At 64.4% G+C, this 23591-nt stretch carries 16 protein-coding genes and 1 pseudogene; 12 read left to right on the top strand and 5 right to left on the bottom strand.

What is annotated here, in order from left to right:
- Position 1 precedes the first annotated feature (1 nt).
- Positions 2-1279, bottom strand: coding sequence for a penicillin-binding protein activator (locus ACK4FH_RS04335; RefSeq protein ID WP_409811374.1), 1278 nt, complete (start codon positions 1277-1279; stop codon positions 2-4).
- A gap of 140 nt (positions 1280-1419) precedes the next feature.
- Here ACK4FH_RS04335 and rsmI point away from each other — a divergent pair, with 140 nt between their 5' ends.
- The 5 genes from rsmI (at position 1420) to gshB (ending at position 5297) form a co-directional block, all read left to right on the top strand.
- Complete coding sequence (rsmI, locus tag ACK4FH_RS04330; RefSeq protein ID WP_409811373.1) at positions 1420-2280, top strand: 16S rRNA (cytidine(1402)-2'-O)-methyltransferase; 861 nt, start codon at positions 1420-1422, stop codon at positions 2278-2280.
- A gap of 1 nt (position 2281) precedes the next feature.
- Positions 2282-2656, top strand: a complete 375-nt coding sequence (locus ACK4FH_RS04325; RefSeq protein WP_409811372.1) for a YraN family protein — start codon at positions 2282-2284, stop codon at positions 2654-2656.
- A 76-nt stretch (positions 2657-2732) separates the two neighbouring features.
- Positions 2733-3305 (top strand): BON domain-containing protein, encoded by a 573-nt coding sequence (locus tag ACK4FH_RS04320; RefSeq protein ID WP_409811371.1) that lies wholly within the window; start codon positions 2733-2735, stop codon positions 3303-3305.
- Between the two features lie 83 nt (positions 3306-3388).
- Positions 3389-4234, top strand: coding sequence for a SirB1 family protein (locus ACK4FH_RS04315; RefSeq protein ID WP_409811370.1), 846 nt, complete (start codon positions 3389-3391; stop codon positions 4232-4234).
- Between the two features lie 124 nt (positions 4235-4358).
- Positions 4359-5297, top strand: a complete 939-nt coding sequence (gene gshB, locus ACK4FH_RS04310) for a glutathione synthase (RefSeq protein WP_409811369.1) — start codon at positions 4359-4361, stop codon at positions 5295-5297.
- On the opposite strand, the pseudogene ACK4FH_RS04305 reads toward gshB, so the two are convergent.
- Positions 5294-6058, bottom strand: a pseudogene (locus ACK4FH_RS04305) (FkbM family methyltransferase). The gene gshB and the pseudogene ACK4FH_RS04305 overlap by 4 nt on opposite strands.
- 292 nt (positions 6059-6350) lie before the next feature.
- Between ACK4FH_RS04305 and ACK4FH_RS04300 the strand changes: the two are divergent.
- Positions 6351-7628 carry a dipeptidase gene (locus tag ACK4FH_RS04300; protein WP_409811368.1) on the top strand — a complete coding sequence of 426 codons (1278 nt, stop codon included), beginning with the start codon at positions 6351-6353 and terminating at the stop codon, positions 7626-7628.
- 16 nt (positions 7629-7644) lie between these two features.
- On the opposite strand, the gene ACK4FH_RS04295 is transcribed toward ACK4FH_RS04300, so the two are convergent.
- Positions 7645-7827 (bottom strand): hypothetical protein, encoded by a 183-nt coding sequence (locus ACK4FH_RS04295; RefSeq protein WP_409811367.1) that lies wholly within the window; start codon positions 7825-7827, stop codon positions 7645-7647.
- Positions 7828-7979: 152 nt separating this feature from the next.
- On the opposite strand from ACK4FH_RS04295, the gene ACK4FH_RS04290 reads away from it, so the two are divergent.
- From ACK4FH_RS04290 to ACK4FH_RS04275, 4 genes are all read left to right on the top strand, one after another.
- Positions 7980-9530: a YifB family Mg chelatase-like AAA ATPase gene (locus ACK4FH_RS04290; protein ID WP_409811366.1), complete on the top strand. Its 1551-nt coding sequence runs from the start codon at positions 7980-7982 to the stop codon at positions 9528-9530.
- A gap of 95 nt (positions 9531-9625) precedes the next feature.
- Positions 9626-11839: a response regulator gene (locus ACK4FH_RS04285; protein WP_409811365.1), complete on the top strand. Its 2214-nt coding sequence runs from the start codon at positions 9626-9628 to the stop codon at positions 11837-11839.
- 75 nt (positions 11840-11914) lie between these two features.
- Positions 11915-13333 carry an AmpG family muropeptide MFS transporter gene (locus ACK4FH_RS04280; protein ID WP_409811364.1) on the top strand — a complete coding sequence of 473 codons (1419 nt, stop codon included), beginning with the start codon at positions 11915-11917 and terminating at the stop codon, positions 13331-13333.
- Between the two features lie 264 nt (positions 13334-13597).
- A complete protein-coding gene (locus tag ACK4FH_RS04275) occupies positions 13598-14485 on the top strand; it encodes a GNAT family N-acetyltransferase (RefSeq protein ID WP_409811363.1) in 888 nt (295 codons plus the stop codon).
- Between the two features lie 9 nt (positions 14486-14494).
- On the opposite strand, the gene ACK4FH_RS04270 is transcribed toward ACK4FH_RS04275, so the two are convergent.
- Complete coding sequence (locus ACK4FH_RS04270; RefSeq protein ID WP_409811362.1) at positions 14495-16759, bottom strand: NADP-dependent malic enzyme; 2265 nt, start codon at positions 16757-16759, stop codon at positions 14495-14497.
- Positions 16760-16972: 213 nt separating this feature from the next.
- On the opposite strand from ACK4FH_RS04270, the gene mutS reads away from it, so the two are divergent.
- On the top strand, positions 16973-19717 hold the full coding sequence (gene mutS, locus ACK4FH_RS04265; RefSeq protein ID WP_409811361.1) for a DNA mismatch repair protein MutS: 2745 nt from the start codon (positions 16973-16975) through the stop codon (positions 19715-19717).
- 131 nt (positions 19718-19848) lie between these two features.
- Here mutS and ACK4FH_RS04260 read toward each other — a convergent pair whose 3' ends face one another.
- Positions 19849-20577 carry a class I SAM-dependent methyltransferase gene (locus ACK4FH_RS04260; RefSeq protein WP_409811360.1) on the bottom strand — a complete coding sequence of 243 codons (729 nt, stop codon included), beginning with the start codon at positions 20575-20577 and terminating at the stop codon, positions 19849-19851.
- 213 nt (positions 20578-20790) lie between these two features.
- Here ACK4FH_RS04260 and ACK4FH_RS04255 point away from each other — a divergent pair, with 213 nt between their 5' ends.
- Positions 20791-23583, top strand: coding sequence for a [protein-PII] uridylyltransferase (locus tag ACK4FH_RS04255; protein ID WP_409811359.1), 2793 nt, complete (start codon positions 20791-20793; stop codon positions 23581-23583).
- Positions 23584-23591 lie beyond the last annotated feature (8 nt).

Genomic DNA, 23591 nt, shown 5'->3' with positions numbered 1-23591 from the left:
CTCAGAAAATCCGCGGATTGAAACTCGTCGGCGCCGGGTCGATCACCACCGCGCCTGTCGGGCGGATTTCGAGAATGGCAAGGCCTCGCTCCGTGGTGCCATCCGGGTTGAAGCGGAAAATGCCGTCGACGCCGGCAAAGCCGTCTTCATTGGTGAGCGTCTGCTGCGTATAGCGCTGGCCTTCCGGCAGGCCCGAAAGCGCAACCGCAAGGCTCACCGCGTCATAGCCGAGGCTTGCGATCCGCGGCGGCGTCGCGCCATAGGCACGGCGATAGCGCTCGAGAAACTGCGCATGGGCTTCGGGCGGGGGTGCCGGATACCACGCCGCATTGAGCGGCGGCTCGCGCGTGAGGGACGCATCGTTCCAGGCGCCGGTACCCAAGAACTTCACCTTGCGCGGATCGACATCGTAATAGGGAAGGAGCGGCGCCATGGCCTTCAGCCCCTGACCGCCTTCCGGTATGAACAGCGCCTCGTAATTTCCCCCGCCATAGGCGCGCGCGATGCGCTGCGCCGGGTCATACATGGCTTGCGGATCGGCGGGATAATTCGTCTGTGCGACGACTGTGCCCGCGCGGCGCGAGACGGCGCGGTCGAAGGTGGCGCGCACGCGCTCGCCATAGCTGCCTTGCGGGTAGAGCGCGGCATAGCGCGTCATGCCCTGCAGTGAGGCATAATCGACGATCCGTTCCACATCCTGATCGAGCGGGAAGGAAAGGAGATGGATGCCGGGCCCGCCGACCGAACTGTCGGAGGAAAAGGCGATGACAGGCACATTGAGCTCGCGCGCCAGCGGCGCGACGGCGGTCACTTCTTCCGCAAAAAGCGGCCCGATGATGAGTTCGGCTCCGGCATCGAGCGCCTCGCGTGCGGCCTGCCGGGCACCCGCCGCCGTACCGCCGGTCGGCTTCGGGATCAGCAGCACATTCGGCGTGTCGAATTCGAAAAGCGCGAGCTGCGCCGTGTTGTAGAGCGCGGTCGAGAGCGTGCGGACATTCTCGCGCGGCGAATTGAATGGCAGCAGCAGTGCCACACGCACCGGCCGCTCATTGCCCATGAAGGCAGGCGTGATGAAGCGCGAGGGGTCGCGCATCGCGGGCGGCGTCGCGACCGGCGGCGGCGTCACCTCGACGCGCGGCGGCACCTGAACCTGCGGCGGCGGAGCGGGCTGCTTCGGCGCTGTCTCGCAGGCTGCCATGAAAAGCGCCGCACCGAGCGCGATCGCCGTCTTCAGGGCCGTGAAACGGGACATACGGGCGGGACGGGCAGGGTTTTTCACCGGAAATTCCTGAACAATCGAAAGGCCGAAGCGCGCAGGCGCCGCTTCCGGGCAGATTAGGCGCGCGACCGGCCCAAGTAAACCGCGCCTCGCTCCTGCAACGCGTTGCAAATCCGCCGCGCCGGGGCCAAGGTCCGCTGATGGAAAGAGACGTCATATCCGCGCGCCCCGACCCCGGCCTTTATGTCACCGCAACGCCCATCGGCAATGCGAGGGACATCACGCTGCGGGCGCTCGATCTGCTGTCGCGCTGCGACCTCGTGCTTTGCGAGGATACGCGGGTAACGGCAAAGCTTTTCGCGATCCACAATATTCAGGCGAAGACAGCCCCCTATCACGACCACAATGCCGCCGAAATGCGCCCGCGCATCCTGAAAAGGCTGGAAGCTGGCGAGGCGATAGCCCTTGTGTCCGATGCAGGCACGCCGCTCGTTTCGGACCCCGGCTTCAAGCTGGTACAGGAGGCGGTGGCCGCCGGTCATCATGTGACAACGCTGCCCGGCGCCTCCTCGGTACTCGCGGCGCTGACGCTGGCGGACCTCCCGACCGACCGCTTCTTCTTCGCGGGCTTCCTCTCCTCCAGGCAGGAAGCGCGGCGCAAGGAACTGGCGGAACTGGCGGCGATCCCCGCGACGCTCGTCTTTCTCGAAAGCGCGAACCGCCTTGCCGCCGTCCTTGCCGACATGGCAGCGGCCCTTGGCGGCAGGCAAGCGGCTGTTGCCCGGGAGCTCACCAAGAAGTTCGAGGAAGTGCGGCGCGGGACGCTGGGCGAGCTGGCCGCGCATTATGAAGAGGCAGGACCGCCGCGCGGCGAGATCGTCATCGTCGTGGGTCCGCCCGAAAAACGCGCCGCGCTTTGCGCCCATGAGATCGACGCCATGCTGGAAAATGCGCTTTCCCGCGCCTCGCTGAAGGATGCGGTGGCCGAGGTCGTCGCCATGACCGGCCTGCCGCGCCGCGATGTCTATGCCCGCGCGCTCGAACTTTCGGGCGCGAAATAGAATGGGACGCCAGGGCGATGCCGCGACCGGCCGCGCCGCTCACCGCCTCGGCCTGCGCGCGGAAATGCTCGCCGCGCTCCTGCTCCGCCTCAAGGGCTACCGGATTGTCGCAAGGCGTCTCAAGACACCGGCAGGCGAGATCGACATGGTGGCACGGCGCGGCCGCGCGCTTGCCATCATCGAGGTAAAGGCGCGCGCCGACGCTGCGGCAGCGGCGGAGGCCCTGCAGCCCCGCCAGCTGAAAAGGCTCGAGCGCGCCGCCGCCCATTTTCTCGGACGCAATCCGGCGCTCGCCGATCTCGATCTGCGCTTCGATGTCGTGCTCGTCACGCCGCTCCGGCTTCCCCGTCACATGGAAGATGCCTGGCGGCCATAATCCTGCCGCATCGCCCCCCTCATCATTCGGCTGGAAATATTTGTCAGCCTTTCCGTTTCCCTGGGGATCTCCGAACATGAAGACCATTTCCGCGCTCGCGCTTGTGGCGGCCCTATCGCTTGGCGGCTGCGTACCGCTCGCCATCGGGGCGGGCGGTGCGGCCGCTATCGGCGCCTCGCAGGATCGCGGGCTCGAACAGGCGGTCGACGACAATCAGATCGCCTTCGAAATAAACCGCAAGCTGCTCGCCGAGGATTCGGCGCTCTACCGCGGCGTCTCGACACAAGTGCAGAAGGGCCGCGTATTGCTCACCGGCACCGTACAGAAAGCCGAAGACCGCGTGACGGTGACGCGCATTGTCTGGACCATCGGCGGCGTGAAGGAAGTCATCAACGAGTTGCGGATCGGCGAGAAGGGCGGTTTTTCGCAGTCGCTCAACGACACGACGATCAGCACGCGGCTGCGCACGCGCCTCACCGCCGACAGCAATGTCAGCAGCCTCAACTATTCCATCGAAACCGTGAACGGCACGATCTTTCTCATGGGCACCGCGCGCGACCAGGCCGAACTCGATCGCGTCATCGCCCATGCGCGCGACATTTCCGGTGTGCGCAACGTCGTCTCCTATGTCGAGGTGAAGCGGAAGTGAAGCGCCGGGCTTTCTGATCCGGACAGGCGCAACGTTTCATTTCGGCGCTTGCAGGCGCAGTCTTTTCCGCGCCAAGATGCCTCATGGGCAATGCGAAAGACATTCTCGAACGCGAATTGCGCGCGGCGGGCGACATGCCTGATGGCGAAATCGACATCGCGCATGTCGCGTTGACGCTTGCCGCCTGCGACCGGCCGGACATATCGCTCGCGCCCTATCGCGATCATCTCGATGAGCTTGTGTGCGCCTCGCGCGATGCGATGGGACCGAAGGAACCTTCCGTTCATGTCGCGGCGGGCATTCTTTCCGGCGTCATGGCAGGGCGCTACCGCTATCTCGGCGATGCCGAGACCTACGACGATCCGCGGAATGCGAACCTTGCCCATGTGATCGACCGGCGTAAGGGTCTGCCCGTCACTCTCGGCATTCTCTATATCCATACCGCGCGCAAACTGGGCCTCGATATTGCGGGCCTGAATTTTCCCGGCCATTTCGTGCTTCGCCTGCGCGGCCCCGGCGAGGCGCTGGTGATCGATCCTTTCAATGGCGGCCAGCCGCTCGATGCCGCCGATCTCCTCGCGCTGATCCGCAGCGTCGAGGGGCCGGAAGCGCGGCTCACGCCCGAAGCCTGCGAAGCGGTCGGCACACGCGACATTCTGCTCCGGCTTGAAAACAACATCCTCTCCCGCGCCATTCGCGGCAGCGAATTCGCCCGTGCGCGTGAGGTCGTGACGCGGATGATCTGGCTCGCGCCGCAGCGCGCGGGGCTCCGCTTCGAGCTGGGGCGGCTAGAGGTCCATGCGGGCCATATGGGGGCCGCCGCCGATGCCTTTGCGTCCTGCGTCGATCTGGCGACCGATATAGGCGAAACAAGGATCGCGGGCATGGCCGAAGAGGCGCTCCGGCAGTTGAAGACCCGCCTCAACTGACGGCCTCTGATTTCTGCCCGGCCCCATTTTTTGCTCGCAAAGCGCGGGCAAGCCCCCCATCTTTCCCCGAACCGATATCAGGCCGCGCCGCGAGGGGCGGCGCAGCGACCGCGAGAAGAACAAAATGAGCCTATCCGTCGCCATCCAGATGGACCCGATCCACAGCATCAACATAAATGCGGATTCGACCTTCGCGCTCGGGCTGGAGGCACAGGCACGCGGCCACAAGCTCTTCTATTACGAGCCGCTGGACCTTTCGATGCGTGACGGCCGCGCCTATGCGCAGATGCGCGAACTGACGCTCAGGCGCGAGGTCGGCAATCACTCGACGCTTGGCAGCCGCGAGAAGGTGCATCTCGAAGAGGTCGATGTGGTGCTGATGCGGCAGGACCCGCCCTTCGACATGAGCTACATCACGGCGACGCATATTCTCGAAACCGCGCATCCAAAAACGCTCGTCGTGAACGACCCGGCGGAAGTACGCAACGCGCCGGAAAAACTTTTCGCCGTCCGCTTCAAGGGCCTCTTGCCGCCGACGCTCATCAGCCGCGACCCGCAGGAGATACGCGCCTTCCGCAAGGAGTTCGGCGACATCATCGTGAAGCCGCTTTTCGGCAATGGCGGCATGGGCGTCTTCCGCATCCGCGAGGGCGATGAGAATTTGAACTCGCTGCTTGAAATGTTCGGCCAGATGAACCGCGAGCCTGTCATCGTGCAGAAATATCTGCCCGAGGTCCGCCAGGGCGACAAGCGCATCATTCTGGTGGACGGCAGGCCGGTCGGTGCGATCAACCGTGTGCCGGCGGAAGGCGAGGCGCGTTCCAACATGCATGTCGGCGGCCGCCCCGAGAAGTGGTCGCTGACGAAGCGCGAAAGCGAAATCTGCGAAATGATAGGCCCGGAACTCAAGGCGCGCGGGCTCATCTTTGTCGGTATCGACGTGATCGGCGACTACCTCACCGAAATCAATGTGACGTCGCCCACCGGCATTCAGGAAATCGACCGCTTCGACAATGCCAATCTTGCGGGCCTTGTCTGGGATGCGATCGAGGCGCGGCGCTAGAAGGAAACGCCTTCCGGCAGGAAGATCACATCTTCGAATTCACTGGTCGATTTTTCGAAGCGCTCGCGCAGCTCCCTGTAGCCGATTGAACGGATTTTCTCCACGGCCCGTTCTACGAGATACATGCCGTAGCCGGCGTCTTCGAAGAAATCGAGAAGCGTTTCGAATGAATCGCCGATTTCGGCCAGCGCATGCGGGGCCACTTCGCAAAGCACGATGGGCCGGTCTTTCAGGATGGTCTCGCGCGCACCGCTGATAAGCCGCCACTCATAGCCCTGCGTATCGCTTTTCAGAATGTCGAGCGGGCGCTAAATCCCCTTCTCGCGGATATAGTCGTCAAGCGCGTAAACGGGCACCGTGACTTTCGCCCCGGCCTTCCAGATCAGGTTCGGGTTGAAACTGTGCCCGCCGGGATTTTCCTCATCCGTGATGAGATCGAGCGTGCCGCTTGCCGCCGCAAGCCCCGCCTGCTCGGCGACGATATTCTTGACCGGTTGCAACTCCGCATTGGCCTTCAGCAGATCGTAGTTTCGCGGGAACGGCTCGAAGGCGACGACAAGGCCCGTCTCCCCCACGATGCCGGACGCGACCAGCGCGTAGTGACCGAAATTCGCGCCCGCATCGACGACAAAGCCGCCCGGTTTCAGGTGACGCACGAAGAATTCCGTCTCCGCCGGCTCCCAATAGCCGCGCCTGAGGATGACGCGGGTCAGCGTTCCCTTTTTCGGATGCACATAGGCGCTGTAGTGGGGCAGCCGCATGATGAAGGGGCGCGACGGCCGGAAGAGGTAGAAGATCACGCGCCAGAGCCCGGCAAGAACCTTGCTCGCGCCGATCCGCTCGGTCGGAAAACGCCGCGCAATCGCCTGAAAGATCATATCCCCCACGTCTGCTTCCCCGTTCGCCCTTGATCCTGCCCGGACGCGCGGACAATAGGGCGGCGCGCGCGGCCTGTCCATTCGCGGTGTTCCGCCGCGGCGATTTGCAGCCGCGTCTTTTGCGGCTACGATTCGAAAAAAGCGGAGTGGCGCGGGCAAGGGAGGCGGCATGCGGATGAACAGGCTGAGATGGGGCATTGTCGTGGCGGGGGTGCTGCTCTTTCTTGCCGCGCTCTGGACGCTGCGCCCCGCTTTCATGCCCGCCCCGCCCGAGCCGACGCTCGCGGAAGTAGTCGAGCGCATCCATCGCAAGGCCATCGTGATCGACACCCATGTCGATATTCCGGGTTTCTTCGGCAGCGCGCCCTACGATCCGGGACTTCGTGGTGAATGGCCCATCCAGGTCGATTTTCCGCGCATGCGCGACGGCGGCATGGATGCCGCCTTCTTCATCGTCTATGTCGGCCAAACCGGGCGCAACGCGGTGGGTTATGCCGAAGCCGCTTCCGAGGCCTTGCGGAAATTCGCCGCGATCCGCCGCGTGACCGATATTCAGTATAAGGATGAGATAGGCCTCGCGCTGACGGCAGAGGATGTCCGCCGCCTGCATGACGAGGGCAAGCTCATCGCGCTGATCGGCATCGAGAACGGCTATTCGCTGGCGAAGCATCCCGCCCTTCTCGACTTCTACTACGAGCTCGGCGCGCGCTATCTCGGCCTCGTTCATAATGGCCACAATGACCTCGCCGACAGCGCCTTGCCGCAGGAGCGGCTCGGCGATGCGCCGAACGACGAAGGCGGCGAACATGGCGGCCTTTCCGATCTCGGCCGCGAGACGATTGCCCGTGCAAACGATCTTGGCATGATGGTCGATGTCTCGCATGCCTCGCGCGCGGCAACGCTCGCTGCGATCGAGGCCTCGCGCGTTCCCGTCATCGCGTCTCATTCATCCGCCGCCGCGCTGCACGATCACCCGCGCAATCTTTCGGACGAGGAATTGAAGGCGCTCGCCGCAAAGGGCGGCGTGGCGCAGATCGTCGCCTTCGATGCCTATCTTCATGACGTGCCGGAGGAAAAGGTCACGGCGCGGCGCGAGCTTGCCCAGTCGCTCGGCTTCACGAGCCTTGATGCGATCTTCTCGGCCGACGCGGAAACGAAGCGGAGATTCCTCGAAGGTGTCGCCGCCCTCGATGCCGAATGGCCGCGCGCCAGCGTCGCGACGCTAGTGGACCATATCGACCATGCGGTGAAGCTTGTCGGCATAGACCATGTCGGCATCTCGTCCGACTTCCAGGGCGGTGGCGGCATCGGGGGCTGGTCCCATGCCGGCGAAACCGCGAATGTCACCGCCGAGCTTGTGCGCCGCGGCTATTCGGAAGAGGACATCGTGAAGCTCTGGGGCGGCAATCTCTTGCGCGTCATGGAGGCGGCGGAAAAGGGGCGGGTGCGCTGAGGCGCATTCCGCCGCCCTATTCCGGCCGGTCGATCGGCAGAGACTGTGAGTTTTTCGACGGCAGGTCGGCGGTCGAGGGCGTCGAGGTCGAACCCATCGGACCCGGCGCCTTTTGAGAGGGTCCGATACTGTCGCTGTTGCCGCAGGCGGCGAGCAGCACACTGCCCGCGAAAAGCGCGGCGAGCGTCAGAGTGTTCATTGTGTTGTCCTTCCAAGGGTCTTCCCGGCACCCGCTGAAACAACGCCCGTGCTGCCCGCCGGTTCCGGGAACATTTGTTCTCATATTGTTCTTGACCTAATTCCCGTTTCGGCTAGCCTTTTCCCGTAATCACGGGGGCAGGGGGCTCATCAATGGTCGCGCATGTCGAGACGGTAGCCTTTCAGGGCGTCGAGGCGCGGCCGGTCGACGTTCAGGTCCATATGGCGGGCGGCGTCATCGGCTTTGCGGTTGTCGGCCTCGGCGACAAGGCGGTGGCCGAAAGCCGCGAGCGGGTCCGCGCCGCGCTGCAGGCGATTGGCCTGGGGCTCCCCGCCAAGCGCATCACGGTCAATCTCGCGCCTGCCGATCTCCCCAAGGAAGGCAGCCATTACGACCTGCCGATTGCGCTCGGTCTTCTCGTTGCGATGGGCGTGCTGCCGCCGCAGGAGCTTGAGCGCTATGTCGTGATCGGCGAATTGTCGCTTGATGGCGCGATCAACCCGGTCGCGGGCGCGCTGCCCGCCGCCATTGCCGCCAATGCCCGCGGCAAGGGCCTCATCTGCCCGATGGATTGCGGGCCGGAAGCCGCCTGGGCCGGCATGGGCGAGGACAATCCGGGCGGCGTTCTTGCGCCGCGTTCCATCATTGCGCTGGTCAATCATTTTCGCGGCACGCAGGTGATCTCCGAGCCCGCGCCCCTGAAGGCGGTGGAGGCCGGGCCGATGCCGGATCTGCGCGACATCAAGGGGCAGGAAAGCGCGAAACGCGCCCTCGAAGTCGCCGCCGCCGGTGGCCACAACATGCTGATGGTGGGCCCCCCCGGCTCCGGCAAGTCCATGCTTGCCGCTCGGCTTCCCGGCATTCTGCCGCCGCTCAGCCCGCGCGAAATGCTGGAGACGTCGATGGTCGCCTCGCTCGCGGGCGAGCTCCACCGCACCGGCGTTTCCCGCCGCCGCCCCTATCGCGCGCCGCATCACTCGGCCTCGATGCCCGCTCTCGTCGGCGGGGGCTTGCGCGTGAAGCCCGGCGAAGTTTCACTCGCGCATCGCGGCGTGCTCTTCCTCGATGAACTGCCGGAGTTCCCGCGTCAGGTGCTGGACAGTCTTCGCCAGCCCCTCGAAACCGGCGAGGCCGTCGTCGCCCGTGCCAATGCACACGTCACCTTCCCCGCCCGGTTCCAGCTTGTTGCCGCGATGAACCCCTGCCGCTGCGGCCATGCAGGCGATGCCGCGCGCGCCTGCCCGCGCGTGCCGCGCTGCGTGATGGATTATCAGGCGAAGCTCTCGGGGCCGATGATCGACCGCATCGACATCCATATCGAGGTGCCGCCTGTTGCCCATGCCGATCTCGCCCTGCCGCCGCCCGCCGAAGGCTCGGCGGAGGTCGCAGCCCGCGTCGCCGCCGCGCGCGAGATACAGCAGGTGCGCTTTGCAGCACTCGCCGGGCCCGGCTCCATGCTGCTGAACGCCCATGTGGAAGGCGAATTGCTCGACCGTGTCGCGACGCCCGACGATCAGGGCCGCCGCCTTCTCGTCGAGGCGTCGGAGCGCATGGGCCTCACCGCGCGCGGTTATCACCGCGTGCTCCGTGTCGCGCGCACACTCGCCGACCTCGAAGGCTCGGACGGCGTCCGCCGCCTCCATGTTGCGGAAGCCCTGGCCTATCGCGAAACCGTGGCGGGCCGCCTCGGCGCGGCGGCTTAACCTTTCGCTAACCATAAGCCTTAGCGCTTTCTCAAGCATGGCAGGGGCAAATTACCGGCTCATTCCCTCGTTCCGCGTATCGGGATCGGCCCTTCATGCCCCTGTTCCCCATCGAACAGACGCCTCTCTTTCTGCTCATCCTCGCGGCTGTTCTTCTGCCGGCGCTTGAGGCGTGGCGCCGCGCCTCGGCGCGCGCGAAGCGCCACCTCTCGCAGATCGCCGATCTCGAAGCCCGCATCGAGACGCTGCGCGACGAGAAATGGGAGATCGCCGAACGCGAAACCCGCTACCGCGATCTCGTCCGCGCACAGGGCGATCTCATCCTGCGGAAAGACCTCGAAGGCCGCCTCACCTATGTGAATGACGTCTTCTGCGACACGTTCGGCCGCACGCGAACCGAAGTGATCGGCCGCCCCTTCGTGCCGGAGTTGCCCGAAGGCCAGCGCCCGCGCATGCTGGCAAGTTTCGCGGGGCTCGCCACGCCGCCCTACCGCATCCGCTATGACGAGCGCGCAATCACTTCGCGCGGCGCCCGCTGGATCGCCTGGGAGGAATTCGCGATCCGCGACGAAGATGGCCGCCTGATCGAGTTTCAGGCCGTCGGCCGCGACGTGACCGACCGCAAGGAAGCCGAAGAACGCGTCGCCGAAGCCTTGCAGCAGGCGAAGGATGCGAGCCGCGCAAAATCGCTTTTCCTCGCAACCATGAGCCATGAAATCCGTACACCGATGAACGGCGTCATCGGCATGGCAAAGCTCCTGCTCGGCACGAAGCTCGATCCGGCGCAACGTTCCTATGCAGAAGCGGTGCGCGCATCCGGCGAGGCGCTCCTCAACATCATCAACGACATTCTCGACTATTCGAAGATCGAGGCAGGAAAGGTCGTGCTGGACGAGGCACCATTCGATCCGCGCAGTGTGCTCGAAAGCGTTGCCGAGTTGCTCGCGCCCCGCGCCTTCGACAGGAGCCTTGAAATCGTCACCGAAATCTCGCCCTCCGTGCCGCGCCGTATTGTCGGCGACGAGGCGCGCATCCGCCAGATCCTTCTCAATCTCGCAGGCAATGCGATCAAGTTCACAGGCGAGGGCGGAGTCGCGTTGCGCCTCCTCCGCGTCGCGGCAGGAGGGAACCACAGCCGCGCCGGACTTGTGCTCGAGGTCGAAGACACGGGCATCGGCATGGACAGCCATGCGCGCGAACATATCTTCGATGAATTCGCGCAGGCCGATCAGTCCCATGCGCGGCGCTATGAGGGAACGGGCCTCGGCCTTGCAATCACGAAGCGTCTCGTCGCCGCCATGGACGGTCGCATCGAGGTCGAAAGCGAGGAGGGCAAGGGCTCGATCTTCCGCGTCCACCTGCCGCTGCACCGCGCGCCGGGCGAAAGCGATGCGTCCGCACCTGCCGCGCTTGCCGGCCTTTCGGCCGTCATTCTGAGCGGTCATCCGCTTCTCGGTCGCGCGCTCGCGCGTGCCGCCGAAAGCGCAGGCGCGGCCACACAGCTTGTCGCCACGCGCGAGGCGCTGGCCGCGGCGCTCCGCGCCTCACCTGCCGACATTTTCATTTGCCCGTTGACGGGCCCCGAAGGCAACGGTGCGGAACTTGCCGCGCTGGCGCGCTCCATCGTACCGAACATCGGAACGCTGCTTCTCCTCCGCCCGCAGGAACGAGATCGCCTGCCCGAACTGACGCAAGGTGCCGCCGCCCCCTTCGACGGCTATCTCGTTCGCCCCGTCCGCGCTGCATCGCTTGTCGCGCGCATGACGGCACTGCGTGTGCGAAGCTGGATGCCCGGTGTGAGCGCGCCCGCGACCGGCGATTATGACGACGCGGCCGAAGTGGAAGCGCCGCCGCTGCCGCCCGTAGCACCTGCAGCCCTCTCGCAGCTCACCGTCCTCGTCGCCGAGGACAACGAGATCAACGCGCTTCTCACGCGCACGCTGCTCGAGCATACCGGCCACGAAGTGCGCCTTGCCCGCAATGGCTCGGAAGCCGTCGCCGCGCTGGAAGCGGATGCCGCGGGCGAAATCGATCTCGTGCTGATGGATCTTCACATGCCCGGCATGGATGGTTTCGAGGCGACGGCGCGCATCCGCGTGCTGGAAACGCATCATGCCGCGATCCCCATTATCGCGCTCACCGCGAATGCCATGGCAGATGACCGTCAGGCCTGTCTTGATGCGGCGATGGACGATTATCTGTCGAAGCCCGTCGCCGCCGAGGATCTTTCGCAAGCCCTGTCGCGCTGGGCCTGCCGCCGCTCCCCTCACGGGCCGAAGACGCCTGAAAAAATCCGCGGCGGCCATTAGCGGAGAGATTCGGCGAGAAGCCAAACTGATCTAGAGTGGTCTCACCCGATTCGGGGTCCAGGGGAGAAGCTTTCCATGTCTGCCATGACGCGCGCCCGCGGCTGGGCGTCGAGCCTTGCGGTCTATCTCGAATACCGCACCATCATCATGCTGCTGCTTGGCTTTGCGGCGGGGCTGCCCTTCCTTCTCGTCTTCTCGACGCTCTCGGCATGGCTGCGCGAGGCAGGCGTCTCGCGCACCGATATCGGCCTCATGTCCTATGTCGGCCTTGCCTATACAATCAAGTTTCTCTGGGCGCCGGTGATCGACCATATCCGCCTGCCGCTGCTCGACCGGTTGCTCGGCAAGCGCCGCGCCTGGATGGTGCTGGCGCAGCTTGTCGCCGCCACGGCACTGCTCGGACTTTCGCTTCAGGACCCGGCGCAATCGCTCATGCCGGTCGTCATCTTCGCGCTCATCCTCGCCTTCGCCTCGGCGACGCAGGATATCGCCGTCGATGCCTGGCGCATCGAAGCCGCGCCCGATGAAAAACAGGGTGCGATGGCAGCGACCTATCAGCTCGGCTATCGCGTGGCACTGATTGCGTCCGGCGCGGGCGCGCTCTTCATTGCCGAGGGCGTGTCCTGGTCGGCGGCCTATTTCACAATGGCGCTCCTCATGGGTGTCGGCCTTGGTGCCGCCCTTCTCGCGCCCCGTGTCGCGGAGGCCGAGGCCCCCGCCATCGGCGAGGAAACGGTGGAGCGCTTCGTCCATCGCATGCATGCCGATGGCCGCATGGCGCGCGTCACCGGCTGGGTCTACCGCGCCATCGTCGCGCCCTTCGTCGATTTTTTCGGCCGCTATGGCTGGTGGTCCCTGGTGCTGCTCGCGCTGATCGGGCTTTACCGGGTCCCCGACTTCGTCATGGGCGTCATGGCGAACCCGCTCTACATCGATCTCGGTTTCGAGCTTTCGACCATCGCCACCATCGTGAAGTTCTACGGCATCTGGATGACGATCGCGGGCGCATTGGTCGGTGGTATCGTGACGGCGAAGATCGGCGTGCTGCGCGCGCTGCTGCTCGGCGCCGTTGCGGCGGCCGGCACCAATCTCGTCTTTGTCTGGCTGGTCTTCCGGGGCGCGGACGCCGCCGCCCTCACCGTCACCATCTCGGTGGAGAATTTCTCGGGCGGCTTCGCGGGCACCTGCCTCATCGCCTATATGTCGAGCCTCGTGAACCACAATTTCGCGGCCACCCAATATGCGCTGTTCAGCTCCGCCTTTGCCCTGCCCGGCAAGCTGATCGGCGGGCAGTCGGGTGTCATGGTTGACGGATTTTCCGCCTCGGAAGCCTTCACCCGGCCCTTCATGGAAATGGCGGGGCACCTCACCGCGCAGACGGCAGGCTACATCCCCTTCTTCGCTACGACGGCGATCATGGGCCTGCCGGCGATCGTGCTGATTCTCATCGTCATGGCGTTCCAGCCCCGGCCGGCGCCAGCCGTCCAAACGTGAAAAATAGATCTTTACTTTCAAGGCGTTGCAGGCGACATGAAATTGTCGCCTCGGTCTGCCAAAAGCAATCTGGACCCATTCGCGCCCTCTCGGCTGTGCTTGGCAGCGGGCGGCGATGATGAAAGGATATGCGACATGGCCGTGCAACGCCTTGCCGGGAATGAGGCAATTGCGGTCTGGGGCGATGGCGCGGCAAGAGACTTGCCCGCGCGGGGTTTCGGTCGCGTGGGGAATGACGCGGATTTGGGTTCAGGTTCCGGCGTAATGACATCGAGAGAAACGGATCAGGGCGCGGCCGCGCTTGCCGCCAGTGCTGCGCAGCCGGTGAGCTATGGGCGCAAGGGCGCCCTCGAGGTGCGCCTTGCCCGCTCGGCCCGCGAGATCGATGCCGCCCAGGCCGTGCGCTACCGCGTCTTCTACGAGGAAATGTCGGCCAAGGCGGATGAGCTGACGCGCGAAAGCAGGCGCGATGCCGACCGCTTCGACGAGATTTGCGATCACCTGCTCGTCGTCGATCACGATCTGGTGCCGGAAGGCGAGGGCGCGGATGGCGACCTGCCGCCGGAAGCCGTGGTCGGCTGCTACCGCCTGCTCCGGCAGGATGTCGCGGAACGTCATGGCGGCTTCTACACCGCGAGCGAATACGACATCGGACCGCTTCTCGCGCGCCATGCCGATCTCAAGTTTCTCGAGCTTGGCCGCTCCTGCGTGCTGCCGCCTTATCGCACCAAGCCGACGGTGGAACTCCTCTGGCACGGCATCATGCATTATGTGACGGCGCACAAGCTCGACGTGATGTTCGGCTGTGCAAGCTTCGAGGGCACCGATCCGGAAATGCTCGCGCCGGCCCTTTCATGGCTGCATCACCATCATGCCGCGCCCGACGGCTGGAAGGTCCGCGCTCTGCCCGACCTCTATGTCGAGATGAACCGCATCGAGGCAGACAAGCTCGACCAGCGCGAGGCGCTGCGCATGCTGCCGCCCATGATCAAGGGCTATCTCCGCGCTGGCTGCTATATCGGCGAGGGCGCCGTGATCGACTGGCAGTTCGGCACGACGGACGTGCTGATCCTTTTCCCCGTTGCGCAGATATCCGATCGCTATCTCACCAAGTTCGGCGCAAAATACGGTACGCCCGGCAAGCGGGTGTAACCGCCGGCCTCACCGGTAGAGATTGTAAGCCGCCAGCGCCGCCATGTTGACGAGGTCGGAAACCGTCGCCGTCATCGGCACGATCTGCACCGGCCGCTTCAGGCCGACGAGAAGCGGGCCGATCAGCGTCGAGCCGCCAAGTACGCGGAGCAGCTTCGTCGAGATCGAGGCGGCGTGGATCGCGGGCATCACCAGCACATTCGCCGTATCGCTCAACCGGCAGAAGGGATAAAGCGCCATCGTCTCGCGGTTGAGCGCGACATCGGCCGCCATCTCGCCTTCATATTCGAAATCGACTTTGCGCTGGTCGAGAATGCGCACCGCATCGCGCACGGTGGAGGGACGCTCATGGATATGCGTGCCGAAGCTCGAATTGGCGAGCATGGCGACGCGCGGCTCATAGCCGAGGCGGCGCGCGACTTCGGCTGCCTGCGTTGCGATATCGGCAAGCTCTTCCGGCGTCGGCATTTCATGGACGTTCGTGTCGGCAACAAGAACGGTGCGCCCGCCCGCCACCACCAGCGTCACACCGATGGGCCGCTTGTGGTCGACAGCGTCGATCACGCGGCGCACTTCTTCCAGCGCGACCGAATAGGTGCGCGTCACGCCCGTCACCATCGCATCCGCATCGCCGCGTTCCAGCATCACGGCGGAGAAGATGTTGCGGTCGTTGCTCACGAGGCGGTGGCAGTCGCGGTAGAGATAGCCGTTGCGCTGCTGCTTCTCGTAAAGGAAGTCGGTATATTCCGGCACCTTCTCGGACACGCGCGCATTGCGGATGTCGAGCCCCGCGCTCGCATCGAGACCGATCTCACGCATCGTCGCGCGGATCTGCTCCTCGCGGCCGACGAGAATGGGATGGCCGAGCCCGGCATCGCGGAAGGCGATGGCCGCGCGGATCACGCGCTCTTCCTCGCCCTCGGCAAAGACGACGCGCTTCGGGTCGCGGCGCACCTTGTCCATGATGACCTGCAGCGTGCCGGCGGTCGGATTCAAGCGTGCCTGCAGCCTGTTCTTGTAGGCCTCCATGTCGACGATCGGCGCACGCGCAACGCCCGTATCCATCGCCGCCTTCGCGACGGCGGGCGGGATTTCGCGGATCAGACGCGGATCGAACGGCACGGGAATGATATATTGCGGGCCAAAGCGCGGGCGCTCGCCCTGATAGGCTGCGGCGACTTCATCCGGTACGTCCTCGCGGGCGAGCTTCGCCAGCGCTTCTGCGCAGGCAATCTTCATTTCCTCGTTGATCGCACTTGCGCGCACATCGAGCGCACCGCGGAAGATATAGGGAAAGCCGAGGACGTTGTTCACCTGGTTTGCATAGTCGCTGCGGCCCGTCGCCATGATGGCGTCGTCGCGCACCTGCAATACTTCTTCCGGCGTGATCTCGGGATCGGGATTGGCCATTGCGAAGATGATCGGCTGCGGCGCCATCGACGCCACCATCTTCTGGTTGATCGCGCCCTTGGCGGACAGGCCGAGGAACACATCGGCACCCTGCATCGCGTCTTCCAGCGAGCGCGCATCCGTGGTCACGGCATGGGCCGACTTCCACTGGTTCATGCCTTCGGTGCGGCCCTTGTAGATGACGCCCTTGGTGTCGCAGAGGATTGCATTGTCATGCGGCAGCCCCATCGCCTTGATGAGTTCGAGGCAGGCGATGCCCGCCGACCCCGCCCCGTTCACGACGACCTTGATGTCCTTGATGTCGCGATTGGTGAGGTAGAGCGCGTTGATGAGACCGGCCGCCGTAATGATCGCCGTACCGTGCTGGTCGTCATGAAAGACCGGGATGTCCATCAGCTCGCGCAACCGGCTCTCGATCACGAAACAGTCCGGCGCGGAAATATCTTCCAGGTTGATGCCGCCGAAGGAAGGGCCCAGATAGCGCACCGAATTGATGAAGGCGTCGACATCCTTGGTATCGATTTCGAGATCGATGGAATCGACATCGGCGAAACGCTTGAAGAGAACGGCCTTGCCTTCCATCACGGGCTTCGAGGCGAGCGCGCCGAGATCGCCGAGGCCAAGGATCGCCGTGCCGTTGGAGATCACCGCGACGAGATTGCCCTTGGTCGTATATTCATAGGCCGCGTCAGGATTTTCTGCGATGGCGCGCACCGGCACCGCGACGCCGGGACTATAGGCGAGCGACAGGTCGTGCTGCGTCGCCATCGGCTTCGTGGCATTGATTTCGAGCTTCCCGGGCTTGCCCTGGGAATGGAAGAGGAGCGCTTCCTCGTCGGTAAACTGGCGGCGCTTTTTGCTCATTTGTCTGGTCCGGCGTGTTCGGCAAGCGGGCAGGGCATGAAACCCCGGTATCGGAGCCCGCTTTTTAGGCTGGCGACCCGCCAATAACAAGCGAACTCCGTTGATTTTGCGTGAGTATGCCCCGCTTTTGGCTCCTGCCGCCCCTCTTCCGGCGGGGCTGGGCCGCGGCGATGCTGCTTTTCGTGTTCTCCGGTTCTGATACTCTCCGGCCCCATGTCAGAACGCGCCGCTTCCTTCCACCGTGAAAATGCGCCCGCCGCCGCCATCGTCCCGGCGGAGGCCACTCCAATGATGGCGCAATATCTGGAGATCAAGGCAGGCTGGCCGGATGCCCTGCTTTTCTACCGGATGGGCGATTTCTACGAGCTTTTCTTCGATGACGCGGTTGCCGCTGCGGAAGCCCTCGATATTGCGCTGACGAAGCGCGGCAAGCATCTGGGCGAGGACATCCCCATGTGCGGCGTCCCCGTCCATTCCCATGACACCTATTTGGAGCGGTTGATCCGCAAGGGTTTCAAGGTCGCCGTCTGCGAGCAGGTGGAAGATCCGGCAGAGGCAAAGAAGCGCGGCTCGAAATCGGTCGTCGCCCGCGCCGTTCAGCGGCTTGTCACGCCCGGCACACTCACGGAAGAAACCCTGCTCGATGCCCGCGCCCATAATTATCTGGCCGCGCTTGCGAAACTGGGGGCCGAAGATGCGCTCGGCCTTGCCTGGGCCGATGTATCGACGGGCGACTTCGCGGTGACGAGCCTGCCCGCCGCTTCGCTCGGCGCGGAGCTTGCCCGGCTTTCGCCCGGCGAATTGCTGGTGCCCGAAACGCTTGCCGGTATGGAAAGTCTTGCCCAGTCCGGCGCGCGGCTGACGGCGCTTCCCTCGATCCGCTTCGAATCCGGCGCCGCCGAACGCCGGCTGAAATCCCATCTCGGCGTCTCGGCGCTCGATGCGTTCGGCAGTTTCACCCGGCCCGAACTCGGTGCGATGGGTGCGCTGCTTGACTATGTGGAGCTGACGCAGGTCGGCCGCATGCCGGCGCTCATGCCGCCGCGCCGCACCGCCGCGAGCGATACGATGGCGATCGACGCGGCGACCCGCGCAAACCTCGAACTTGTGAAGACGCTGCAGGGCGAAGGCGCGGGCTCGCTTCTTGCCACGATGGACCGGACGGTCACAGGCGCGGGCGCGCGCGAGCTGGCGAGCCGTCTGGCCGCACCCCTCACCGATCCCGCCGCTATCAACCGCCGCCTCGATGCGGTTGAGTGGTTTTTCGAGGCGCGCGACATGCGCCGCGATTGCCGCGCGGCGTTGAAATCCGCGCCCGATATCGCCCGTGCGCTCTCGCGCCTCTCTCTCGGGCGCGGCGGTCCGCGCGATCTTGCGGCCGTGAGAGACGGCCTCGCCGCCGCGCATGGTCTTGCCGCGCGTCTTGAGGCGGCACCGCCCGCGATCCTGCCTCTGCCGGAATTGATCGCTAGCGATTGCGCGGCACTTTCCGGTGTTGCTTCTGCGCTCAGGACGCGCCTCGCCGCCATGCTTGCCGATGAATTGCCGCTTCTCGCCCGCGATGGCGGCTTCATCGCAAAAGGCGCATCAGCCGAACTCGACGAGACACGCGCGCTGCGCGACGACGCGCGCAAGCTCATCGCCGGGCTGCAGGCGAAGTATGCTGCCGAGACCGATATCGCCGCGCTGAAAGTGCGCCACAACAATGTGCTCGGCTATTACATCGAAGTGCCGCCGCGCCATGGCGAGAAGCTGACGAAGGAGCCATTTTCTGCCGCCTATATCCATCGCCAGACGATGGCGAATGCGATGCGCTTCACGACGCCGGAACTTGCCTCACTTGCAAGCCGCATCGCGGAGGCAGCAGGGCGCGCGCTCGAAATCGAACTCGCGCTCTTCGATGAGCTCGCCGTGGCGACGGTGGCCGAGGCTGCGCTGCTTTCGCGCGCCGCAGAAGCTCTTGCCGCGCTCGATGCGACGGCGGCGCTCGCCGAACTTGCCGCCGAACGCCGTCATGTCCGCCCCCGCGTCGATGAGAGCCTTGCCTTTGCGGTGAAGGCAGGGCGTCATCCGGTGGTCGAGGCCGCGCTTGCCCGCGCGGGCGAACAATTCGTGCCGAACGATTGCGACCTGAGTGCCGATAGCAGCGCGTCGCAAGGAGCATCGTCCCGCAGCGACGCGCCAAACGGGAAGCGCCTCTGGCTTCTCACAGGCCCCAACATGGCGGGCAAGTCGACCTTCCTGCGCCAGAACGCGCTCATTGCCATCATGGCGCAGATGGGTGCTTTCGTGCCCGCTGACGAGGCGCATATCGGTGTGGTGGACCGTCTCTTCTCGCGCGTCGGTGCGGCCGACGATCTCGCGCGCGGCCGCTCCACCTTCATGGTCGAGATGGTGGAGACGGCTGCCATTCTCAATCAGGCAGGGCCGCGCTCGCTTGTCATTCTGGACGAGATCGGCCGCGGCACCGCGACCTTTGACGGGCTGTCGATTGCATGGGCGGCAGTCGAGCATCTCCATGCGGTGAATTGCTCACGCGCGCTTTTCGCCACGCATTACCACGAGCTCACCGTGCTTGCCGGAAAGCTTGGCTCTCTCGCGAATGCGACGATGAAGGTGAAGGAATGGAAGGGCGATGTCGTCTTCCTGCATGAAGTGGGGCCGGGTGCTGCCGACCGTTCCTACGGCATCCAGGTTGCGAAACTTGCAGGCCTCCCGCCGCCTGTCATCGCCCGTGCACAAGCCGTCCTCGCTGCGCTGGAAAAGGGCAGCGAAGGCACGAAGACGGCAAGGCTGATCGACGACCTGCCGCTCTTTTCGGCGAGCGCGAAGCCCGAAGCGGTGGCGCGGGAAAGCGCTGTGGAGCAGGAACTGAAGGCGCTCAACCCGGACGAACTCACGCCGAAAGAGGCGTTGGAACTCGTCTACCGGTTGAAGGGAATGGCGAAGAACGAGTAGGCCCCGGCACTAGAAAATAAATGTCATGCCCGGACTTGATCCAGGCATCCAGGGCCGCTTGCTCCGCATGTGCCGCTCTGGATTGCCGGGTCAAGCCCGGCAATGACGAACAAGGAAGGTTTCGGAAAGCCCTACTTCCTCGCCACGTAAATGCACTCGTCGCGGAGCAATCCCCACTTCACTTCTTCTTCGGGCTTGCGGCGATAGGCTTCCACCTTGAAGCCTGCTTCCTCGAGCTTCCCTGCGAAGTCGCGGCCATAGAAGCGCTTGTGGTCCGTGCCGCCGAAATGGACGAAGCGTTCGTCCGGATCTTTGATCGCGGGGTTCTCGTAGGTTTCGTCCCGCGACAGGTTGATCGGCACCGAGAAGAAGCCATAGCCGCCCGGCTTCAGCACGCGGAACATTTCCTTCATCGCCGCCTTGTCGTCGTCCACATGTTCGAAAACATGGTTTGCGATCACGACGTCGAAGAAATTGTCCGGCCGGTCGATCTTCGTGATGTCGAGCTGGAACTTGGCGATCGGCGAATAGAGATCGGCGGGCTCATAATCCGGATTGTTCTTCATCGCCCGCATCAGCCATTTCTCGGGGCCGAATTGCAGGATCTTGAGCTTCGAAAGATCGATGCCGTGATCGTCGAGATAGAGCTGCAGCAGGCGGTGCCGCTCGCGGCTTCCGCAATTCGGGCAGCGTGTATCCCAGCGCGACGGCCGCCCGACCGAGAGGAAAATCCCGTGATAGCCGCAGACGGGGCAGGTCCGGTGTATCTTCTTGCGCGAAAACTGCGCACGGTCCTTCCACCAGCCCTGCAGCAGCCGGCTGAACACCTTGCGCCGGTCGATCTCGGTATTATGCGTCAAAATCCGTCCGCCTGTTCGGGCCTTGCACCTGCGGGCAGCCCCTTTTGAACTCCGCGCCACAATGTCCGTCAGGCTCGATCAATGTCAAGCCGCTGAACCGGCTGCCTGCGAAAGCGGCAAGGATTTCCGTACCTTGGGCCGGATGTGATAAAGCTTCTTGAATAGCCGCGGGCGCCGCGCCCGCAAGGCCTCAAGTTATCCGGAGACGTCCCGATGGGCCGCATCTTGCCCAGCATGCTCGAAATCGCCGACCCGCAGGATATCCGCGACAGGCTCGATGCCGTCCGGGCCTCTGCAAGGGACGAACTTGCGCTCAAGCGCGGTGTCGTTTCGGTGCTGAAGACGGCGCTCACCGCCGGCCGGGCCAAGGCGCGCGAGCGGCTGGAGCAGGGCGCCCACAGGGGCCGCTCCTGCGCCGAAAGCCTCTGCTATCTGCAGGATGTCATTATCCGCGAGCTTTACACATTTGCGACATCCCATGTCTTTCCCGCGCCCAATCCGAGCGAGGCCGAACGTCTCGCCGTTGCCGCGGTCGGCGGCTATGGCCGCGGCACACTGGCGCCTGGCTCCGACATCGACCTCCTTTTCCTGCTGCCCTACAAACAGACCCCCTGGGGCGAGAGCGTTGTCGAATACATGCTTTATGCGCTCTGGGATCTCGGCCTCAAGGTCGGCCATTCGACGCGCTCGATTGCGGACTGCATCCGTCTCTCGCGCGAGGATTTCACCATCCGCACCGCGCTCCTTGAGGCGCGCTACATCTATGGCGACCGCCCGCTTTTCGACGAGCTGCAGCAGCGTTTCGACGATGAAGTGGTGAAGGGCACCGCGAACGAATTTGTCGAGGCGAAGCTTGCCGAACGCGATCTGCGCCATCAGCGCTCGGGCGAAAGCCGCTATCTCGTCGAACCGAATGTGAAGGAAGGCAAGGGCGGCCTTCGCGATCTCAACACGCTGTTCTGGATCGCGAAATATGTCTACCGCGTGAAGCAGGCCTCCGATCTCGTCAAGGTCGGTGTTTTCACGAAGGAAGAATACCAGACTTTCCGAAAGGCGGAGAATTTCCTCTGGGCGGTGCGCTGCGAACTGCACTTCCTCACCGGCCGTGCCGAAGAACGCATCACTTTCGACCTCCAGACCGAGATGGCACGGCGCCTCGGCTATCAGGAGCATCGGGGCCTGAAGGCCGTCGAGCGTTTCATGAAGCACTACTTCCTGATCGCCAAGGATGTCGGCGATCTCACACGCATCTTCTGCGCCGTGCTCGAAGAACAGGAAAAGAAGAAGAAGCCCTCAATCGGCCGCTTCATGCAGGCCATCCGCCGCAAGAAGGTCATTCGCGGTTTCGCTGTCGAGACGAACCGCCTCACGGTCACGAACGAAAGTTTCTTCGACAAGGACCCGGTCAATATCATCCGCCTCTTTCACGTGGCGGAGAGCCATGGCCTCGACATTCACCCCGATGTGCTGAAGCTCGTCACGCGCTCGCTCGGCCTTGTCGATGCGTCGCTCAGAAAGAACGAGGAGGCAAACCGTCTCTTCCTCGAAATCCTCTCTTCGAGGAAAACGCCGGAAGCGACATTGCGCCTGATGAACGAGGCAGGCGTGCTCGGCCGTTTCGTGCAGGATTTCGGCCGCATTGTCGCGCTGATGCAGTTCAACATGTATCACCACTACACGGCGGACGAGCATCTCTTGCGTGCCATCGGTATCCTGTCGGAAGTCGAGAAGGGCAAGGAGCGCGAGGAATATCCGCTGGCCCATGAACTGATGGGCAAGCTGAAAAGCCGGAACGCACTCTATATGGCGGTCTTCCTGCACGACATCGCCAAGGGCCGCGACGAGGATCATTCGGATGCCGGTGCCGCCATTGCCCGCAAGCTCTGCCCCCGCCTCGGCATGGGGCCGGGCGAAACGGAAACCGTCGCCTGGCTCGTGCAGAACCATCTCGTCATGTCGGACGTCGCCCAGCGCCGCGACATCGCCGATCCGCGCACCGTGCGCGATTTCGCCGATCTCGTGCAGAGTCCCGAGCGGCTGCGCATGCTTTATGTGCTGACCGTGGTGGACATCAAGGCGGTAGGCCCCGGCGTCTGGAACGGCTGGAAGGGCCAGCTGCTGCGCCAGCTCTATTTCGAATCCGAGGCGCTGCTGCAGGGCGGTGAAAGCGCGCTCAATCGCAAGGGGCGTGTCGCGGAGGCAAAAGAGGCGCTTGCCGCGCGTCTCTCCGACTGGTCGAAAGCCGCTGTCGACCGCTACTTGAAGCGCCACGGCGATGCCTATTGGCTCTCCACCGACACGGACATGCAGGAGCGCCATGCCCGCTTCATCGAGCAGGGCAAGGATCAGGCTCTGGCGATTGCCGCCGAGCCCGCGCCGATGCGCGACATTACCGAGATCACGCTCTACACGCAGGACCACCCGGGCCTCTTCGCGCGCTTCGCAGGCGCCTGCGCCGTGCTCGGCATGAACATCGTCGACGCCAAGATTTTCACGACGCGCGACGGCATGGCGCTCGACATGCTCTGGGTGCAGGATCCCGACGGCACGGCAGTCCACGAAGAACGCCGCATCCGCCGCCTCGAAGACATGATCCGCAAGGTGCTGGCGGGCGAGGTCTTGCCGCCCGATGCGATCGAAAGCCGCCAGCGCCGCGAGCGCCGGGCAGACGCCTTCACCGTCGCGCCGCAGGTCTTCATCGATAATGATGCATCGGACCACTACACGGTAATCGAGGTGAACGGCCTCGACAGGCCGGGCCTCGTTCACGCGCTTGCCCGCGCGCTTTTCCATCTCGGCCTCACCATCGGCTCCGCCCATATCACGACCTATGGCGAGCGCGCCGTCGACGTCTTCTATGTGAAGGATGTGATCGGCCACAAGGTGACAAATGCGAACAAGAAGAAGGCGGTGGAACGTCACCTCCTCGAAGCGCTGACCGACCCGATGAAAAAAGCCCGCCCCGCCAAGCGCCGCCGCGAGGATGCCGCGGCTGCGGCCGAGTGAGGCGCGCT

The sequence above is a fragment of the Parvibaculum sp. genome (assembly GCF_046297875.1).
Lineage (GTDB): Bacteria > Pseudomonadota > Alphaproteobacteria > Parvibaculales > Parvibaculaceae > Parvibaculum.
Note: the sequence above shows the minus strand (reverse complement) of the source record. Positions and strands in the feature narration are given on the sequence as shown.

Bases quoted from the DNA above. Each gene is read 5' to 3' on its own strand.
- ACK4FH_RS04325 (WP_409811372.1), top strand. From the start codon at position 2,282: ATGGGACGCCAGGGCGATGCCGCGACCGGCCGCGCCGCTCACCGCCTC.
- ACK4FH_RS04255 (WP_409811359.1), top strand. From the start codon at position 20,791: ATGGGCCGCATCTTGCCCAGCATGCTCGAAATCGCCGACCCGCAGGAT.
- ACK4FH_RS04295 (WP_409811367.1), bottom strand. From the start codon at position 7,827: ATGAACACTCTGACGCTCGCCGCGCTTTTCGCGGGCAGTGTGCTGCTC.
- ACK4FH_RS04285 (WP_409811365.1), top strand. From the start codon at position 9,626: ATGCCCCTGTTCCCCATCGAACAGACGCCTCTCTTTCTGCTCATCCTC.
- ACK4FH_RS04270 (WP_409811362.1), bottom strand. From the start codon at position 16,759: ATGAGCAAAAAGCGCCGCCAGTTTACCGACGAGGAAGCGCTCCTCTTC.
- ACK4FH_RS04275 (WP_409811363.1), top strand. From the start codon at position 13,598: ATGACATCGAGAGAAACGGATCAGGGCGCGGCCGCGCTTGCCGCCAGT.
- ACK4FH_RS04315 (WP_409811370.1), top strand. From the start codon at position 3,389: ATGGGCAATGCGAAAGACATTCTCGAACGCGAATTGCGCGCGGCGGGC.
- ACK4FH_RS04300 (WP_409811368.1), top strand. From the start codon at position 6,351: ATGAACAGGCTGAGATGGGGCATTGTCGTGGCGGGGGTGCTGCTCTTT.
- ACK4FH_RS04280 (WP_409811364.1), top strand. From the start codon at position 11,915: ATGTCTGCCATGACGCGCGCCCGCGGCTGGGCGTCGAGCCTTGCGGTC.
- rsmI (WP_409811373.1), top strand. From the start codon at position 1,420: ATGGAAAGAGACGTCATATCCGCGCGCCCCGACCCCGGCCTTTATGTC.
- gshB (WP_409811369.1), top strand. From the start codon at position 4,359: ATGAGCCTATCCGTCGCCATCCAGATGGACCCGATCCACAGCATCAAC.
- ACK4FH_RS04290 (WP_409811366.1), top strand. From the start codon at position 7,980: ATGGTCGCGCATGTCGAGACGGTAGCCTTTCAGGGCGTCGAGGCGCGG.
- mutS (WP_409811361.1), top strand. From the start codon at position 16,973: ATGTCAGAACGCGCCGCTTCCTTCCACCGTGAAAATGCGCCCGCCGCC.
- ACK4FH_RS04320 (WP_409811371.1), top strand. From the start codon at position 2,733: ATGAAGACCATTTCCGCGCTCGCGCTTGTGGCGGCCCTATCGCTTGGC.